The following is a 15,466-nucleotide window of genomic DNA, read 5'->3' on the forward strand; positions in this document are numbered from 1 at the left end:
CGGAACCGAGGGGGCCGGCGCGAGGCAGCTCCCGAAGAACGAGGTCCACCCGCGGCGCCGCGTTGTCGCCGAAACGACCACGCGGCCCGAAGGGTCCTACTGCTCGCCGAGGGTCTTCTGCAGGGCCTTGTTCGCCTTCCGGGCCATGTCCGCGACGGCCTCGCGACGGACGGCGTCGGCCGCGTAGTCGTCTTCGCGGTTACGGACCACGCGGGCCGGCGCGCCGACCGCGATCGAGTAGTCCGGAATGTCACCACGGACGACCGCGTGCGCGCCGAGCACGCTGCCGCGGCCGATACGGGTGCCCTTCAGGACGCTGACCTTCGTACCGAGCCAGGTGTCCGGGCCGATCCGGACCGGGGACTTCACGATGCCCTGGTCCTTGATCGGCACGTGAATGTCCGAAATGACGTGATCGAAGTCACAGATGTACACCCAGTCGGCGACCAGCGTGGCCGCGCCGAGCTCGATGTCGAGGTAGCAGTTGATCACGTTCTGGCGGCCGAACACGGACTTGTCGCCGATCCGCAGCGAGCCCTCGTGGCAGCGGATGGCGTTGCCGTCGCCAATGTGGACCCAACGGCCGATCTCCAGGCGCCCGTAACCGGGGCGGCAGTGGATCTCGACGTCCTTCCCGAGGAAGAGCATCCCCCGCAGGATGATGTGCGGGTTGGCGAGCCGGAACTTGAGCAGCCGGTAGTACCGGACCAGGTACCACGGCGTGTAGGCGCGGTTGCGCAGCACCCAGCGCAGCGAGTCGGCGGTCAGGAACTTCGCCTGCCGCGGGTCCTGCCGGGCACGGCGCCAGGCCCGCACCCGCGACAGCGCGGGCGCACCCCACATCGACGTCATGCCCGTGACCGTAACCTGTGTGCGGGACGGGTTCGCAGGCAAGGGGAGCTGGATGGGCACGAAGCTGATCATCGACACCGACCCCGGCGTCGACGACGCGCTGGCGATCGCGCTGGCGGCGCTGTCCCCGGACGTCGACCTCCTCGGTGTGACGTCGGTTTTCGGCAACGTCCCCCTCGACCGCACGACGTCGAACGCGCGCCGGCTGCTGGCGCTGTTCGGCCGCGACGACGTGCCCGTCGCCGCCGGGGCGGCGCGGCCGCTCGTCTACTCCAAGCCGCGTGACGCGAAAGAGGTCCACGGCGGTGACGGCCTGTCCGGCCACTCCTACACGCTGCCCGAGGCGAGCCGTCCGCTGGAGGAACGGGACGCCGTCCGGCTGATGCTCGACCTGCTCGAAGCCGCCGACGAGCCGGTGACCATCGCCCCGATCGGGCCGCTGACGAACATCGCCGCGCTGCTCGCGGCCCACCCGGGCGCGGCGGCGAAGATCGCGCGGCTGGTGATCATGGGTGGTGGCGTGACGTTCGGCAACAGCACGACCGCCGCCGAGTTCAACATCTGGAGCGACCCCGAGGCGGCCCGGCGGGTGCTGGTCGAGGAGGACGTCCCGGTCGTGCTGGTCCCGCTGGACCTCACGCACCGCTGCGCCGTCGACGGCGAATGGCTGGCGAAGCTCGCGTCGTCGGGGTCCGTCGGCGCCACCCTCGAAGGGCTGACCTCGACCTACCGGCAGCACTACACGCGCGTGTTCGGCGAGGACCGGATGGTCATGCACGACGCCGTCGCGGTCGCCGAGGCGATTTCGCCGGGCATCCTGCACACCGAGACCTACCGGGTCGACGTCGACTGCGGCCTCGGCCCGGCGCGCGGCCAGACCCTGGTCGATCGGCGACGACTCGGCGAAGACGATCCGCAGTTCTCCCCCGGCCGTCCGATCGAGGTCGCGATGGACACCGACCTCGACGGCCTGCGCGGCTTCGTCCTCGACCGGCTCACCGGAGCGGCCCGGTGAGCGACGAGGAGCCCGAGGTCGTCCCGGCCGACACCGAGACCGAGGCGGACGCGCCCAGGCCTCGCCGGCGGAAGCCCGTGGTCGTGATCGCGGCGGTGGTCGTCGTCGCGGGGGCCCTGGTGGCCGGCATCCTGCTCGCGCCGAAGCAGCAGGAGACCACGAACGCCGCCGCGACGGCGTCGCCGACGTCCGCCAAGCCGACGACGTCCAAGCCGCCGACGACCGCGCCTCCGCAGACCTCGACGCCACCGAAGGTGCCCGAAGCGAGCGAGTTCGACGCCTGGGCGTCGAAGACCAGCCAGTGGCTCGACGTCCCGTTGCGTGCGATGGTCGGCTACGCGAAGGCGACGACGAAGCTGAGCAAGGACGTCCCCGGGTGTCACCTTTCGTGGGTCACGCTGGCCGCGGTCGGAAAAGTGACCACGGACCACGGCCGGGCGCAGGGCGGGCAGTTCGGCACCACCGGGGTCCTGGACAAGCCGCTCGGCACGATCGAGGTGCGCGACTTCTACAACAAGGTCGTCTCGACGGCGAACGCCGCCGGGCCGATGCAGCTCGCCCCGGCGGTCTGGGGCAAGTACCAGGCGAGCGCGTCCGGCGGGAAACCAGATGTCCAAAATATCGACGACGCGGCGCTGACCACGGGCCGCGCGCTGTGCGCCGACGGCCACGACCTGTCCCAGGGCCAGACGTGGTGGAACTCGGTCAGCACGCTGCAGGCGGCGCCGCTGTTCCTGCACCGGACGCTGGCCACAGTCAACGTCTACGGCACGGTCGGCCAGGGCGCGACGCCGCCGAACCCGGCGGTGCTCAGCGCGGTCAACTTCGCGATCGACAAGATCGGCCTCCCCTACATCTGGGGCGGCAACGGCACCGGCGGCAGCGACCCGGGCTTCGACTGCTCGGGCCTGACGACGGCGGCGTACGGGAGCGCGGGGATCAAGCTGATGCGCACGGCCGACACGCAGTTCCGCAGCGTGCCGCACGTGACCGACCCGCAGCTGGGCGACCTCATCTTCTACGGCGAGCCGGCGACGAAGATCCACCACGTCGGTCTCTACATCGGCAACCAGCAGATGATCGACGCGCCGCAGACCGGGCAGGCGGTGCAGGTCCACTCCTACCGCCGGGACGGCGACGACTACGCGGGAGCGGGCCGGCCGACGGCCTGACCAGGGCGTGGTCGCGCAGGCGACAAAAGGATTGGACGGGGTGGCGGCCGGGCTTGTAACTTGCCGGGGACCGTGACACCGCCCGAGGAGGTGAGACCCATGAACGCTGGATCGATGTGGGTGCTCCCCCTCCAGTCACGGCCGGGCGATTGACGTAGGTGTCGCCGGGAGCGCCGGACAGAGGCACTCCCGAAAGGCACCACCATGGACTCTTCGCCCCCTTCGTTCGACGTGATCATCGCCGGCTGCGGGCCGACCGGCGCGACGCTGGCCGCCGAGCTGCGGCTGCACGACGTACGCGTCCTCGTCCTGGAACAGGACACCGAACCCGCGTCGTTCGTCCGTATCGTCGGGCTGCACGTCCGCAGTCTCGAACTGATGGCCATGCGCGGCCTGCTGGACCGCCTCCTCGAACACGGGCGGCAGCGGCCGGCCGGCGGGTTCTTCGCCGCCATCCCGAAGCCCGCGCCGCGGGACCTCGATTCCGCGCACGCCTACCTGCTGGGCATCCCGCAGCCGGTGATCGTTCGGATTCTCGAAGAACACGCGATCGGCCTCGGCGCCGAGGTCCGGCACGGCGCGGCCGTGGTCGATTTCCGGCAAGACGACGACGGCGTGACCGTCGAGCTCGCCGACGGCGAACGCGTCCGGGCGCGCTACCTCGTCGGCTGTGACGGCGGGCGCAGCACGGTGCGCAAGCTGAGCGGCATCGGCTTCCCCGGCGAGCCCTCGCGGACCGAGACGCTGATGGGCGAAATGGCGGTGAGCGCGCCGCCGGCGGAGATCGCCGCCAAGGTGGCCGAGGTCGGGGAGATCCACAAGCGGTTCTGGCTCCGGCCCTTCGGCGAAGGCGTCTACAGCGTCGTCGTCCCCGCCGCGGGCGTGGCCGATCGGGCGGCGGAACCCACCCTGGACGATTTTCGGCAACAGCTGCGGGCCGTCGCCGGCACCGACTTCGGGGTGCACTCCCCGCGCTGGTTGTCGCGATTCGGCGACGCCACCCGGCTCGCCGAGCGGTACCGGTCCGGGCGGGTGCTGCTGGCCGGCGACGCCGCGCACATCCACCCGCCCACCGGCGGGCAGGGCCTGAACCTCGGCATCCAGGACGCCTTCAACCTCGGCTGGAAACTGGCCGCGCGGGTCCGCGGCTGGGCGCCGGAGCCGCTGCTGGACACGTACCAGGCCGAACGGCAGCCGGTCGCCGAGGCCGTCCTCGACAACACGCGGGCTCAGATGGAACTGACCTCCCCCGGACCGGGGCCGCAGGCCGTGCGCCGGCTGCTCGCCGAACTGATGGACCTCGACGTGGTCAACCGTCACCTGATCGAGAAGATCGCCGCGATCGACATCCGCTACGACTTCGGCGAGGGCCCCGACCTGCTCGGCCGGCGGCTGCGCGACATCGACGTCAAGCAGGGCCGCCTCTACGACCGGCTGCGCGGCGGCCGCGGGCTGCTGCTGGACCGCACCGAACGTCTCACCGCCGGCGGCTGGGCGGACCGGGTCGACCACCTCGCGGACCCCACCGCGGCCCTCGACGTTCCGGGCGTCCTGCTGCGTCCCGACGGTCACGTCGCCTGGATCGGCGACGACCAACGGGACCTGGACGACCACCTCGCCCGCTGGTTCGGCTCACCGCTGCGGTGAGGCCGGGTGCAGGGCGTCGAGGCGGGCTGGCTCACGCGAGGCGGACCTGCACCGGGCTCATCCCGTGCGTGCGGGCGGTGGCGAGTGCTTCTTCTTGCTCGTCGCCGCCCGCGTGTCCCGGCAGAACCTTGATCGGCGAGCGGTTCCCGAGGCGTGCCGCGGCGGTGTTCATGGCGCCTGCTGAGCCTCGCCGCGCAGACGGCGGACCGTGGCGCGGAGGCTCTCGATTTCTTCCACCATGGCCACCAGCTCGGCTTCGCCGGCCCATTCCGTCAGGAGTTCCGCGCGACGGCCCATCGCCGCGCGCTCGCGGGTCCGGAGCTCGGAGGCTCGCTCGTAGAGGTCCGCGTCGACGGCTTTCCGCTTCCACTCCCGCGCGTACGCGATCAGCGTGTTCAGCTTCCGGATGTCCGGCGGGAACAGGGGCTCGGGTTCCACGCCCCACTTCTCGAACTGGTTCCGGACGTCGTCCGGCGAGACCGGCACCACGCCTGCCTCGGCGAGCGCCAGCAGGAGCGATGGGGTGCAGTCCTTCTCGTCGCGGACGCGATCGACCAGGGCCCGGGCCTCCGGGGTCAGCTCTGCGCGGTTTCGCTCCTCGATCGCCCGCATGAAGGACTCGGGGGTGAACGGTTCCGGGTCGGGTGGGGGCCGGAACCGGTCCGCCAGCGTGGCCGGGTCCTCGCCCAGCTCCGTCAGCACCCGCAGGGCGACGCTCGCGCCCGCGGTCAGCAAGCCGAACGCCAGCTGCTCGATGGTGATCCGACCGTCCGTGGCGGGCGTGTGGCCCAGCACCCGGTCGATCGGGATGGCCTTCTCCACCTCGTGAGCTTAGGCCGGGCCGGCCCGCGTGAACGCCGGTTCCCGCAGCGAGGGCGCCAGGAAGACGATCCCCACGGTGACCGCGACCGCCGACGACAGGGCCCAGTGCAAGCCGACACTCGTCGCGAGTGCGCCCACCAGCGCCGGCTCCACCAGGAAGCCCACGTACCCGCAGGCCGCGACCGCAGCGACCGCCCGGCCCGGCGCGTCCGCCTGCTTGCGGCTCGCCACGCTCCACGCGATCGGCACGATCCCGGCCACGCCGAGCCCGACGACCGCGAAGCCGAACACCACCGCGATCGGCCACGGCGCCGCGAGGACCACGGCAAAGCCCAGCACCGCGATCGCGGCCGCCACGCGGACGAAACGGACCGGGCCCGTGCGTGCCACCACGCGGTCGGCGACCAGACGGACCGCGATCATCGTTCCCGAGAAGGCGAAATAACCCAGCGAGGCGAGTGCGGGCGTCGCGCCGGTGACGTCGGCCAGGTACACCGCGCTCCAGCTGTTGACCGCTCCTTCGGCGACGAAGCCGCAAAACGCGATCACGCCCAGCGGCACCAGCGCCCGGCTCGGCCACGCGAACGCCGCGTCGCCCTGGCCGCGGTCGGCGCCGGCGAGGAACCGGGTGCGGGCCGCCCACAGCGCGAGCGCGAGCAGCACCGCGCCCGCCACCGGGAAGTGCACCGTCACCGGGACGTGCAGGGCCTCCATCAGCGCGTCGACGCCCGAACCCGCCAGGCCGCCGATGTTCCAGAAGGCGTGGAAGCCCGCGAAGATCGGGCGGCCGTAGCCCTCCTCGACGCGGGCCGCGTGGGCGTTCATCGCGACGTCGAGCAGGCTGTTGCCCACGCCCAGCACGACGAGCGCGGCGAAGAACACCGGGGCCGACCACGCGAGCGCGACCAGCGGCAGCCCCGCGCACAGCACCACCGCCCCGAGCACGACGGCCGCCCGGCTGCCGATCCGGGTGAGCAGTGCGCCCGCGGCCAGCAGCGCGAGCACCGATCCGGCGGCGAGGCCGAACAGCCCGGTCGCCAGCTCGCCGGTGCTCAGCCCGAGCCGTCCCTGCACCGCGGGCACCCGGGCCAGCCAGGTCGCGAACGCGGCGCCGCACACCGCGAACACGACGGAAACCCCGAGCCGAGCGCGTTTCAATTCCCCAGTCACCCCGCCACCCTACGGATCTTGGCCCGCGCCGAGACGGCCGTCCAGGTCCGGGGAGGCCGTCTTCGGGGCAGCCGATCACGACCCCACGGCCGCCGTCGCCCGGTCTACCGTGGCGGGGTGCATTCCTTGAGCCACGACCGGCTGGCCGATGCCCTCGTCGCCGAAGCGGACCGGTTCGGGACGGCGATCGCGGGCGCCGCACCGGACACGCGGGTCCCGACGTGTCCGGAGTGGACACTGCGGGACCTGGCCTGTCACGTCGGGGTCGCCTACCTCAAGTCCGCCGCCATCATCGCGAGCCGGCCGACGGGTTACGTGCCGTTCGAGGCCGTCACGATCGACGACCCGCCCGCGTTCGAGGCCCTCGGCGGCTGGCTGCACGACGGCGCGGAACGGCTCGTCGCCGCCGTGGCCGAGGTCGGCGCCGAAACCCCGACGTCGACGTGGACCCCCGATCGGCGCGCCGGGTTCTGGACGCGGCGGCTGACCCACGAGACGGTCGTCCACCGCGCGGACGCCGCCTTCGCGACAGGCAGGCCGTACGACGTCGATGCCGATCTCGCCGCGGACGGCATCGCCGAGGGCCTGGGACTCGTGGCCGTCTTCGCGCGTCAGCCGCACCCGGCGCTGGACCGGGCGTCGCTGCGGGGCACCGGCGAGACGCTGCTGTTCCGCTCCACCGAGCCCGGGCTCGGCTGGCTCGTCCGGCGGACGTCGTCGGGGGTGGAGGTGGCCGAGGGAACCGAGGCCGACGTCGTCGTCGAGGGCCGCGCGGCCGACCTGCTGCTCGCGCTGACGCGGCGCATCGCCGCGGACGACCCGCGGCTCACCGTGTCGGGTGACGCGGCGCTGTTCCGCCACTGGCTGGACCACACGCGCTTCTAGCCACCGTGTCAGGGTCCTTACAAACGCGTAAGGTTCCTGTCATGAGCGAACCCTCGACCGGCGACCGGCCCGGCTACCTGCTCAAACGCGCCCAGCAGGCCCTGCACCAGGCCTGCACCGACCGGCTGCGCCCGCTGGGCCTGTCGATGTCGCAGTACGCCGTGCTGCGCGCGCTCGACGACCACCCCGGCGCGTCGTCGGCGGAGCTCGCCCGGATCACCTTCGTCACGCGGCAGTCGCTGCGAGACGTCCTGGGCGGCCTGCGGTCGGCCGGCCTGGTCACCGTCGCCGAGCAGGCGAGCAGCGGCCGCGCCCGCCCGGTGACGCTGACCCCGGCGGGACGCACCCGGCTGGCCGCCGCCGAAGACCTCATCACGCAGGTCGAACTCCAGATGCTCGGCGACCTGTCGGCCGACCAGCGGCGCTACCTGGCCGACCTCCTGCGCACCTGCGTCGGCAACCTGACTTGACGACGGCCGTATAGTCGGTTCCGACTAATAGGGAGCGACTAGTGCCACGCAAGATCCGCAACACCCTCGCGCTGGCCCTGCTCGGCCTGCTGCTGGAACGCCCGATGCACCCGTACGAAATGGCGTCCACGCTGCGCGAGCGCTACAAGGGCTCGACGTTCAAGATCAACCCGGGTTCGCTCTACGACACCGTGGAGTCGCTGGCGAAGCATCGCTGGATCGAGCCCGTCGAGACGGTCCGGGAGGGCAACCGGCCGGAGCGGACCGTCTACGCGCACACCGAACTCGGGCGCCAGGAGTTCGTCGCCTGGCTCGACGAACTGGTCCGCGAGCCGGTCGCGGAGTACCCGAAGTTCGTCGCGGCGGTGAGCTACCTCGGCGCGTTGGGCCCGGAGCGCGCCGCCGACGCGCTGGAGGAACGCGCCCGCCACCTCGCCGAACGCATCGAAGGCGCGGAGACGGCGCTGGCCGAAACGGTCGGCAAGGGCGCGCCGCGGCTGTTCATGATCGAGGTCGAGTTCGTCCGGCACGCCTGGCAGGCCGAGCTCGACTGGGCCCGCCGCACGGCGGCCGAAATCCGGTCCGGCTCGCTGCCGTGGCCCGAACACTCCTGAGGGAAAAACCGTGTCCGATCCCGATGTCCTCATCGCCGGTGCCGGTCCGGCCGGCCTGCTGCTCGCCGCGGAACTGGCGCTGGCCGGCGTCCGCACCACGATCGTCGAACGCCGGCCGGAGCGGCCGCCGTACTGCCGCGGCTTCAACCTGAACGCGCGGGCGCTGGACCTGCTGCACCGCCGTGGCCTCGCCGAAAGCCTGGTGGCCGAGGGACACCGGGTGCCACACGCGCCGGTCACCGGCCTGCCCGGGCCGCTGCTGCTCGACGGCACGGCGACCGACCACCCGTTCTCGCTGGGCATCCCGCAGACGCGCGTCGAAGAGGTCCTGGAGGCCCGGGCCCGCGAACTGGGCGCCGAAATCCTGCGCGGCCACGACGTGCGCTCGTTCACCCAGTCCGCGGACGGCGTCGCCACGGTGGTCCACAATGGACGCTTCGGCCGGACGATCCACGCACGCTTCCTCGTCGGCTGCGACGGCGGCCGCAGCACGGTGCGCAAGCAGGCGGGCATCGATTTCCCCGGCGTGGACGCCCGCTGGTACGCGCTGCTCGGCGACGTCGAATGCGACCTGCCGTACGGTCCTTTGACGGGCCCGGACGGACGGAGCTTGTTCGTGATCCCGCGGCCGGGGTACGTCCGGATCGTGGTCCGGGAGGACGACCCGCCGTCGGACAAGGACACGCCGGTGACGCTGGAGCGGTTGCAGGCGCAGGTGGACGCGGTCCTCGGCCGCCACGTCGAGCTGAGCGCGCCCCGCTGGCTGAGCCGGTTCGGCGACGCGGCCCGCCTGGCGTCGAAGTACCGCGAAGGCCGGGTGCTCCTGGCGGGCGACGCGGCCCACATCCACCCGCCGGCCGGGGCGATCGGCGTGAACGTCGCGCTCGACGACGCGTTCAACCTCGGCTGGAAGCTGGCGGCGACGGTGCACGGGACCGCACCGGAGGGCCTGCTGGATACCTACCACGCCGAGCGGCACGCGGCGGGCGAGCGGATCCTGGCGAACACGCGGGCACAGGTGGCCGTGGAGGAAGCCGGCGAGGAGCCGTGGGCGGACTTGCTGCGGCGCGTGGCGGCGCACCCGGCGGGGAACCGCGCGCTGGCGGAGATCATCACGGGGCTGGACGCGTGCTACGAGCCGGGCGGGCACCCGTGGCTGGGACGGCTGGCGCCGGACGTGCCGCTGCGGGTTTCGGGGGTGGACACGCAGTTGGCGGCGTTGCTGCACGCCGGGCGGCCGGTGCTGCTGGACCTGACGGGGTCGTTCGCGGCCTGGTCGGCCGCGGTGGAGGTGGTCGTCGCGGCCAGTCCGTCCACTTCGGACATCGACGCGGTGCTGCTGCGGCCGGACGGGCACGTCGCCTGGGTGGGCACCCCCGGCGAGAGCGACGCCGGGCTGGCGGAAGCGGTGCACCGGTGGGTGGGGCCAGTACCGGCGGCCGTCTGACGGGGCTCAGCGCGGGCGGTCCAGAACCGCCCGCTGCTCCACCCGCCCGTCGAGCACGAACTTGCTGTGCACCGAAAACCCCAGCTTTTCGACCACCCGAGCCGAGGGCCTGTTCACCGGCTCGTACACCGCCAGCAGCCGATCCGCCCAGCCCTCCTCGAACGCCCGGTCCCGCACCGCCGCAGTCGCTTCCGTCGCATACCCGCGGCCCCAGCCCGACGGCGCTATCCACCAGCCCATCTCCACCGCCGGCAGGCCGAGGCCCGACTCCGTGGCCGTGCGGCGCACCAACGACACCACTCCGTCGAACGATCCCGGTGCCGCCGAGACCGCGAACCAGCCGAAGCCGTGCGAGGCCCAGTGCGCCAACGTCGCGCGGTGCTTGGCCAGCGTGTAGTCGTGGCTCCACGGCTCGCCCGTCCCCACGTAGCGGACCGTCTCGGGCAGCTGGGCCAGCGCGAACAAGTCGTCGAAGAACTCTTCGGACCACGCGTGCAGCGTGAGCCTCTCCGTGGTGATCAGCACCGCCGTCAGTCTAGTGTTCGCCCAGCAGGACGGCGATCCCGTCGAGCTGGCGCCGCAAGCCGAACTCGAACGCCTCGTCCAGGCCGACGTCCTCGACGCCGGTCATCACCTCGGTCAGCGTCGGGAACCGGCCCGAATCGAGGAACCGCGTCAGCAGCGCCATGTCCGCCTCCAGGCGCTGGTCGCCCGTGATGCCCGTGTCCTGCTCCGCCTGGATTTCGAACGCGTTGCTCACCGCCAGCCCGCCGACCCAGCCGTTGAGCGTCATGATCACCTGCAGCTTCACCCGCCGCTTCAAGCCGGTTCCGGCCAGCGCTCGCAGCGACCAGTCGACCAGGCGCAGGCCCGCCGCCAGGACCGGCGGGCGCACCAGGGAATTGAGCAGGATCGGCGCCAGCCACGGGTGACGGCGGTACGCGCGCCACTGCGCGCGGGCGGCGAGTTCGAGCCGCGGCCGCCACGGCACCGGGCCCGGCTCCGGCAGCTCCGCCTCCCCGAGCGCGACGTCGGCCATCAGCCGGAGCAGCTCCTCCTTGTCCGGCACGTGCCGGTACAGCGCCATCGGGCCGACGCCCAGCCCGGCCGCCAGCCGCCGCATCGACAGCGCCGCCAGGCCTTCGGCGTCGGCCAGGTCGATGGCCGCGCGCACCAGCGCGTCCCGGCCCAGCGGCGGCTTGACCGGCGTCCGGTCCGCGACGACCGTGCCGCTGCCCGGGACCGCGCGCACCCAGCCCTGCTCACCCAGCGCGGACAACGCCTTCGCCGCCGTCGCCATCGCGACCCCCCACTCGCGGACCAGGGCCCGGGTCGACGGGACGCGCTCGCCCGGCCGCAGCTCGCCCGCGGTGATCCGGCGGCGCAGCTCCGCCGCGATCCGGAGGTAAGGCGCCTCGGTCACGGAACTCCGTACTAGAACAGTTGCCGGCAGAACCTAGAACACTTTCAGGGTACTCCCCCAATGTCGACGGCGAGGATTGCCGAGCTCGAAGCCACCTCAATACGGTGCGAATACACCGTACAAAGGGGGAAGCATGACGACGACCGAAGTCCGCCGCCCGAAGCCGTGGGTGCGCCGCCCGTGGGTGTTCCCGCTGGGCCTGCTGGTCACCGCGTTCCTGGTCTTTTCGCTGCCGCCCTACCTCGGGCTCGACCCCGCGCGGTCGCGGATCCCGGCCCCCACCGGCTGGTACTACCCGGTGCTGGTCACGCACATCGCGTTCGCGACCGTCGCCATGGTGACCTGCGCGCTGCAGATCTGGCCGTGGCTGCGGCAGACACACCCGGCGGTGCACCGCCGCACCGGACGCGTCTACGTCTTCGCCGGTGCGATCCCGGCCTCGATCGCCGGGTTCGTGATCGCGCTCGCGGCGCCGTTCGGGCCGGTCGGGGCCGTGTCGAACGTACTGCTCGCGGTGCTCTGGTTCGGCTGCACCGTGCAGGGCTACCGGATGGCGCGGGCACGCCGGTTCGGCGAACACCGCCGCTGGATGATCCGCAGCTTCGCGCTCTGCATGTCGATCATCAGCAACCGGATCTGGGGCGTGGTCTGGGCGATCGTGCTGACGCCGCAGCTGGACACGACCTTCGGCGGCAGCGAAGTCGCCCTGGGCCAGGCGATCGCCGGGATCACCACGTGGACCGGCTGGGTTCTCCCGCTGCTGGCCGCCGAATGGTGGCTCGGCCGGGGACGGCGTCGCGCAGCGTGACCGGGGTAGCTCGATCAGCCTATGGTCCACACCACAGTAAATGGTCTATACCAATGAGGACAACTTTCCGCCGCCGCGCTTCCAGCCGTGGAGGTTTCCCATGCGCCTGAAGACCCTGCTGGCCGCCCTGGCCGGCGCCGCCCTGCTGAGCTCCGCGGTCGCCACCCCGGCCGGCGCCGCGGCCGGCTCGCCGATCCCGGTCGGCCCCTACGTCGACATGGGTGCGTGGCCGACGCCCAGCCTGTCGGCGATGTCGGCCGCGAGCGGCGTCAAGGGTTTCACGCTCGCGTTCGTCAACTCCTACGGCTGCAAGGCCAGCTGGTTCGGCGCCTACGACCCGCGCACGGCGTGGCAGAAGGAGGAGATCGCCAAGATCCGCACCGCGGGCGGTGACGTCAAAATCTCCTTCGGCGGCGCGTCCGGCATCGAGCTGGCCCAGGCCTGCAGCACGGCCGCGCAGGTGGCGGCCGAGTACGACGCCGTCGTCAAGGCCTACGGCCTCAAGTACGCCGACTTCGACATCGAAGGCGCGGCCGTCGCGGACCCGGCGTCGATCGCCCGCCGCTCCCAGGCCCTGAAGACGCTCCAGGACAACAACCCGGGGCTCAAGATTTCGCTGACCCTGCCGGTGCTGCCCAACGGCCTCACCGCGGACGGCCTCAACGTCGTCAAGGCCGCCAAGAACGCCGGGGTGAACCTGGACCTGGTCAACATCATGGCGATGGACTACTACCAGGGCGCCGGCGACCAGGGCGCGAAGGCGATCTCGGCGGCCAAGGCGACCCAGGCCCAGCTCAAGTCGCTGTACGGGCTGAGTGACGCGGCAGCGTGGAAGAAGGTCGGCGTCACCCCGATGATCGGCGTCAACGACTCGCAGAACGAGATCTTCTACCAGAAGGACGCGAAGGCGCTGGTGGCCTTCGCGAAGACGGTCCACCTGGGCATGCTGTCGTTCTGGGAGCAGGGCCGGGACGCCAACGCGTGCACCGGCGCGCTGTACAAGTGCACCAACGTGCCGCAGTCGAAGTACGAGTTCGCGAAGATCTTCGCCGGCTACACCGGCTGAGTCACCACCGGGCGGCGTCCGCGAGCAGTGCGTCCCGCACCGCCGCGGGCCCCGCCCGGCAGGGCTCGGTCCGGATGACCGCGAAGAGCGTGTTGATCGGCGGCTCCTCCGGCTCCAGCAGCGCGACCAGGTCCCCCGACGCCAGCTCGGCCGTGCAGAGGTACCGCGGCAGCACGCTGACGCCGAAGCCCGCCAACACGCAGGCCAGGACGCCGCGCAGGTCCGGGACGACGACCGCCGGGGCCGCCGCCGGACGCGCACCCAGCACCGAACGCCAGTAGCGGCGGATGATGGGCAGGTCCTCGGCGTAAGCCACCAGCGGCGCCGTTCGGGGGTCGCCCGTGAAGCCGCGGGCGCCGACCAGGACAAACTCTTCGTCGGTCAGCGGCGTCGCCGTGAAGGCGCGGCCTCGCGGGCGGATCGTCGAGACCACCAAGTCGAAACGCCGCTGCGCGAGCCCGGCCAGGAGGTCGTCGGCCAGGCCGAAGGTGACCCGCAGCCGGAGGCCGCGGGCGACCAGGTCCGCCAGCGCGGGCAGGACCCGCTCGGTCGTCAGCTCGGCGGGCCCGGCCAGGTGCACCGGTGTGGCGAAGGGGTCGGCCTCCCCGACGGTCACCGAAGCCAGGGCGTCGACGTGCGGGGCGATCCGGGCGGCCAGTTCGTCGGCCGCCGACGTCGGCGTGACACCGCGGGCGCGGCGGACGAACAGTTGCCGGCCCAGCTGCTCCTCCAGGGCTCTGACCTGCGCGGTCACCGTCGGCTGGGACAGACCCAGTGACGGTGCCGCGCCGGTCAGCGAACCGGCCCGGTGGACGGCCAGGAACGTGCGCAGCAGGTCGAGGTCCAGCTCAGTCCTCGACCAGCTCGATCGAATCCACGACGTTCGGGTAGAACGCGACGTGGTCCTTGATCGGCGCGACCGCGTCGTAGGGCTTCTCGTACGTCCAGACCGCGTTCTCCGCCTGCACGTCACCGGCGTTGAGCGAGTAGTAGCTCGCCTCGCCCTTGTACGGGCAGTACGTCTCGTGGTCGGTCCGCTCCAGCACGCCCGCGTCGACGTCCGCCAGCGGGATGTACTGGACCGCCGGGTAGGTGGATTCCTGCAGGGTGAACGCGTTGCGGCTGTCCGCGACGACGCGCCCGCCGGCCTTGACCACCACGCGGGCCTTGGTCGGCTCGACGGTGATCGGGTGGTCCGGGCCCGGCTGCAGAACCTTCTTCGCCATGTCAGCTCCCTGAGTGTTCCGTGTACCGGGAGCAGCACGCCGGGCCCGGCGGTTATTCCGCGATCAGGGCAGGTAGTACATCGGGTTCGGCAGCTTGACCGGGCGCAGCGCGTGGCCGCCTTCGAGATCGCTGAACTGGTCGCCGAGGTTGAGGACGATCTTCGCGCCGGTCGCCTCGATGTGCGCCCGCGTGCCCGACTTGTACTGGACGGTGGTGCAGGTCAGCCCGCACGGCAGGTAGTCGGGCGCGGTCGTCTTCGGCTTGAAGAACGCGCCCGCCGGGGCCGGGAAACCCTCGTTGGCCAGGTTCTTCAGCGACTGCGGGCCCTGGAGCTCGTTGCGGCCGGTCAGGAAGTAGACCTCGACGCCGCGCTGCGCCGCCCAGTTGGCCAGCTCCAGCACCGGCTTGTTCGCGACGAACGTGCCGTTGTCGATGGCCTGCTGCTGCTTGACCGGGTCGAAGCCGAAGTCGTTGTCGGCCTCCCAGCCGTAGGTGACCTCGGAGGTGTCGTCGACGTCGAGCACGATCGCCGGGTTCTTCACCCGGCCCAGCTGCTGCTGCAGGAACCGCTTCGCGTCCGAGACGACCCGGCCGGTGTCCTTCACGAACCGGCTGGTGTCGGAGTAGTGGTGCTTGCCCGCGGCGTCGACGTAGTCGCCGTAGTAGGCCTTGACGTCCAGCTTGACCTGGCCGATGTTGGCGGGCTCCTTCGAGCGCGCGGCGGTCGATTCGTCCGAGCCGGCCAGCGCGGTGGCGCCCGAGGCGACGGTGGCGCCGATGGCCGCGGCGGCGGCGAGCTTGACGAGGTTTGACCATTTTCCGGACACGGGGAACCCTCCAGTGGAACT

The 15,466-nt window shown here is 72.0% G+C and carries 18 protein-coding genes; 9 read left to right on the forward strand and 9 right to left on the reverse strand.

The window, feature by feature from the left end; translation table 11 throughout:
• Positions 1-96: 96 nt before the first annotated feature.
• Positions 97-852, reverse strand: coding sequence for an acyltransferase (locus ACWEF6_RS04180; protein WP_449681572.1), 756 nt, complete (start codon positions 850-852; stop codon positions 97-99).
• Positions 853-904: 52 nt separating this feature from the next.
• Between ACWEF6_RS04180 and ACWEF6_RS04185 the strand changes: the two genes are divergently transcribed.
• From ACWEF6_RS04185 to rox, 3 genes are all read left to right on the forward strand, one after another.
• Complete coding sequence (locus ACWEF6_RS04185; protein ID WP_449681573.1) at positions 905-1,867, forward strand: nucleoside hydrolase; 963 nt, start codon at positions 905-907, stop codon at positions 1,865-1,867.
• A 77-nt stretch (positions 1,868-1,944) separates the two neighbouring features.
• The gene (locus ACWEF6_RS04190; RefSeq protein ID WP_449681645.1) at positions 1,945-3,039 is read left to right on the forward strand and encodes a C40 family peptidase; all 1,095 of its coding nucleotides are present in this window, start codon (positions 1,945-1,947) and stop codon (positions 3,037-3,039) included.
• A 204-nt stretch (positions 3,040-3,243) separates the two neighbouring features.
• The gene (gene rox, locus ACWEF6_RS04195; RefSeq protein ID WP_449681574.1) at positions 3,244-4,686 is read left to right on the forward strand and encodes a rifampin monooxygenase; all 1,443 of its coding nucleotides are present in this window, start codon (positions 3,244-3,246) and stop codon (positions 4,684-4,686) included.
• Between the two features lie 31 nt (positions 4,687-4,717).
• Here the strand turns inward: rox and ACWEF6_RS04200 are convergent, their stop codons facing one another.
• From ACWEF6_RS04200 to ACWEF6_RS04210, 3 genes are read right to left on the reverse strand one after another with little or no spacing between them, the layout of a single operon-like run.
• On the reverse strand, positions 4,718-4,858 hold the full coding sequence (locus tag ACWEF6_RS04200) for a hypothetical protein (protein WP_449681575.1): 141 nt from the start codon (positions 4,856-4,858) through the stop codon (positions 4,718-4,720).
• A complete protein-coding gene (locus ACWEF6_RS04205; RefSeq protein ID WP_449681576.1) occupies positions 4,855-5,508 on the reverse strand; it encodes a hypothetical protein in 654 nt (217 codons plus the stop codon). Before ACWEF6_RS04205 ends, ACWEF6_RS04200 begins: the two co-directional genes overlap by 4 nt.
• Positions 5,509-5,517: 9 nt before the next feature.
• Entirely contained in the window at positions 5,518-6,678 is a 1,161-nt protein-coding gene (locus tag ACWEF6_RS04210; protein WP_449681577.1) for an MFS transporter, read from the reverse strand.
• 117 nt (positions 6,679-6,795) lie between these two features.
• Between ACWEF6_RS04210 and ACWEF6_RS04215 the strand changes: the two genes are divergently transcribed.
• Genes ACWEF6_RS04215 through ACWEF6_RS04230 form a run of 4 tightly spaced genes read left to right on the forward strand, consistent with a single transcriptional unit; the run spans position 6,796 to position 10,094 of the window.
• A complete protein-coding gene (locus ACWEF6_RS04215) occupies positions 6,796-7,563 on the forward strand; it encodes a maleylpyruvate isomerase family mycothiol-dependent enzyme (protein ID WP_449681578.1) in 768 nt (255 codons plus the stop codon).
• A gap of 41 nt (positions 7,564-7,604) precedes the next feature.
• Positions 7,605-8,033 carry a MarR family winged helix-turn-helix transcriptional regulator gene (locus ACWEF6_RS04220; protein WP_449681579.1) on the forward strand — a complete coding sequence of 143 codons (429 nt, stop codon included), beginning with the start codon at positions 7,605-7,607 and terminating at the stop codon, positions 8,031-8,033.
• A gap of 41 nt (positions 8,034-8,074) precedes the next feature.
• The gene (locus tag ACWEF6_RS04225) at positions 8,075-8,647 is read left to right on the forward strand and encodes a PadR family transcriptional regulator (protein WP_449681580.1); all 573 of its coding nucleotides are present in this window, start codon (positions 8,075-8,077) and stop codon (positions 8,645-8,647) included.
• A gap of 10 nt (positions 8,648-8,657) precedes the next feature.
• On the forward strand, positions 8,658-10,094 hold the full coding sequence (locus ACWEF6_RS04230) for an FAD-dependent monooxygenase (RefSeq protein ID WP_449681581.1): 1,437 nt from the start codon (positions 8,658-8,660) through the stop codon (positions 10,092-10,094).
• 6 nt (positions 10,095-10,100) lie between these two features.
• On the opposite strand, the gene ACWEF6_RS04235 is transcribed toward ACWEF6_RS04230, so the two are convergent.
• Together ACWEF6_RS04235 and ACWEF6_RS04240 are read right to left on the reverse strand one after the other, a co-directional pair.
• Complete coding sequence (locus ACWEF6_RS04235) at positions 10,101-10,619, reverse strand: GNAT family N-acetyltransferase (protein ID WP_449681582.1); 519 nt, start codon at positions 10,617-10,619, stop codon at positions 10,101-10,103.
• Between the two features lie 10 nt (positions 10,620-10,629).
• Positions 10,630-11,517 carry a TetR/AcrR family transcriptional regulator C-terminal domain-containing protein gene (locus tag ACWEF6_RS04240; RefSeq protein ID WP_449681583.1) on the reverse strand — a complete coding sequence of 296 codons (888 nt, stop codon included), beginning with the start codon at positions 11,515-11,517 and terminating at the stop codon, positions 10,630-10,632.
• A gap of 133 nt (positions 11,518-11,650) precedes the next feature.
• Between ACWEF6_RS04240 and ACWEF6_RS04245 the strand changes: the two genes are divergently transcribed.
• Entirely contained in the window at positions 11,651-12,325 is a 675-nt protein-coding gene (locus ACWEF6_RS04245) for a DUF2306 domain-containing protein (RefSeq protein WP_449681584.1), read from the forward strand.
• Positions 12,326-12,425: 100 nt separating this feature from the next.
• Positions 12,426-13,391 (forward strand): chitinase, encoded by a 966-nt coding sequence (locus ACWEF6_RS04250; RefSeq protein ID WP_449681585.1) that lies wholly within the window; start codon positions 12,426-12,428, stop codon positions 13,389-13,391.
• A 1-nt stretch (position 13,392) separates the two neighbouring features.
• Here ACWEF6_RS04250 and ACWEF6_RS04255 read toward each other — a convergent pair whose 3' ends face one another.
• The 3 genes from ACWEF6_RS04255 to ACWEF6_RS04265 form a co-directional block, all read right to left on the reverse strand.
• On the reverse strand, positions 13,393-14,265 hold the full coding sequence (locus ACWEF6_RS04255; RefSeq protein WP_449681646.1) for a LysR family transcriptional regulator: 873 nt from the start codon (positions 14,263-14,265) through the stop codon (positions 13,393-13,395).
• Complete coding sequence (locus ACWEF6_RS04260) at positions 14,240-14,617, reverse strand: DUF427 domain-containing protein (RefSeq protein ID WP_449681586.1); 378 nt, start codon at positions 14,615-14,617, stop codon at positions 14,240-14,242. The genes ACWEF6_RS04255 and ACWEF6_RS04260 overlap by 26 nt, the downstream gene beginning before the upstream one ends.
• A gap of 63 nt (positions 14,618-14,680) precedes the next feature.
• Positions 14,681-15,445 carry an HAD family acid phosphatase gene (locus tag ACWEF6_RS04265; RefSeq protein ID WP_449681587.1) on the reverse strand — a complete coding sequence of 255 codons (765 nt, stop codon included), beginning with the start codon at positions 15,443-15,445 and terminating at the stop codon, positions 14,681-14,683.
• Between the last annotated feature and the right edge of the window lie 21 nt (positions 15,446-15,466).

The organism is Amycolatopsis sp. NPDC004772 (assembly GCF_053601215.1).

What these genes read in the sequence shown, in the direction of transcription:
- ACWEF6_RS04180 (WP_449681572.1), bottom strand. Translation starts at nt 852, where the DNA reads ATGACGTCGATGTGGGGTGCGCCCGCGCTGTCGCGGGTGCGGGCCTGG.
- ACWEF6_RS04185 (WP_449681573.1), top strand. Translation starts at nt 905, where the DNA reads ATGGGCACGAAGCTGATCATCGACACCGACCCCGGCGTCGACGACGCG.
- rox (WP_449681574.1), top strand. Translation starts at nt 3,244, where the DNA reads ATGGACTCTTCGCCCCCTTCGTTCGACGTGATCATCGCCGGCTGCGGG.
- ACWEF6_RS04200 (WP_449681575.1), bottom strand. Translation starts at nt 4,858, where the DNA reads ATGAACACCGCCGCGGCACGCCTCGGGAACCGCTCGCCGATCAAGGTT.
- ACWEF6_RS04220 (WP_449681579.1), top strand. Translation starts at nt 7,605, where the DNA reads ATGAGCGAACCCTCGACCGGCGACCGGCCCGGCTACCTGCTCAAACGC.
- ACWEF6_RS04245 (WP_449681584.1), top strand. Translation starts at nt 11,651, where the DNA reads ATGACGACGACCGAAGTCCGCCGCCCGAAGCCGTGGGTGCGCCGCCCG.
- ACWEF6_RS04250 (WP_449681585.1), top strand. Translation starts at nt 12,426, where the DNA reads ATGCGCCTGAAGACCCTGCTGGCCGCCCTGGCCGGCGCCGCCCTGCTG.
- ACWEF6_RS04260 (WP_449681586.1), bottom strand. Translation starts at nt 14,617, where the DNA reads ATGGCGAAGAAGGTTCTGCAGCCGGGCCCGGACCACCCGATCACCGTC.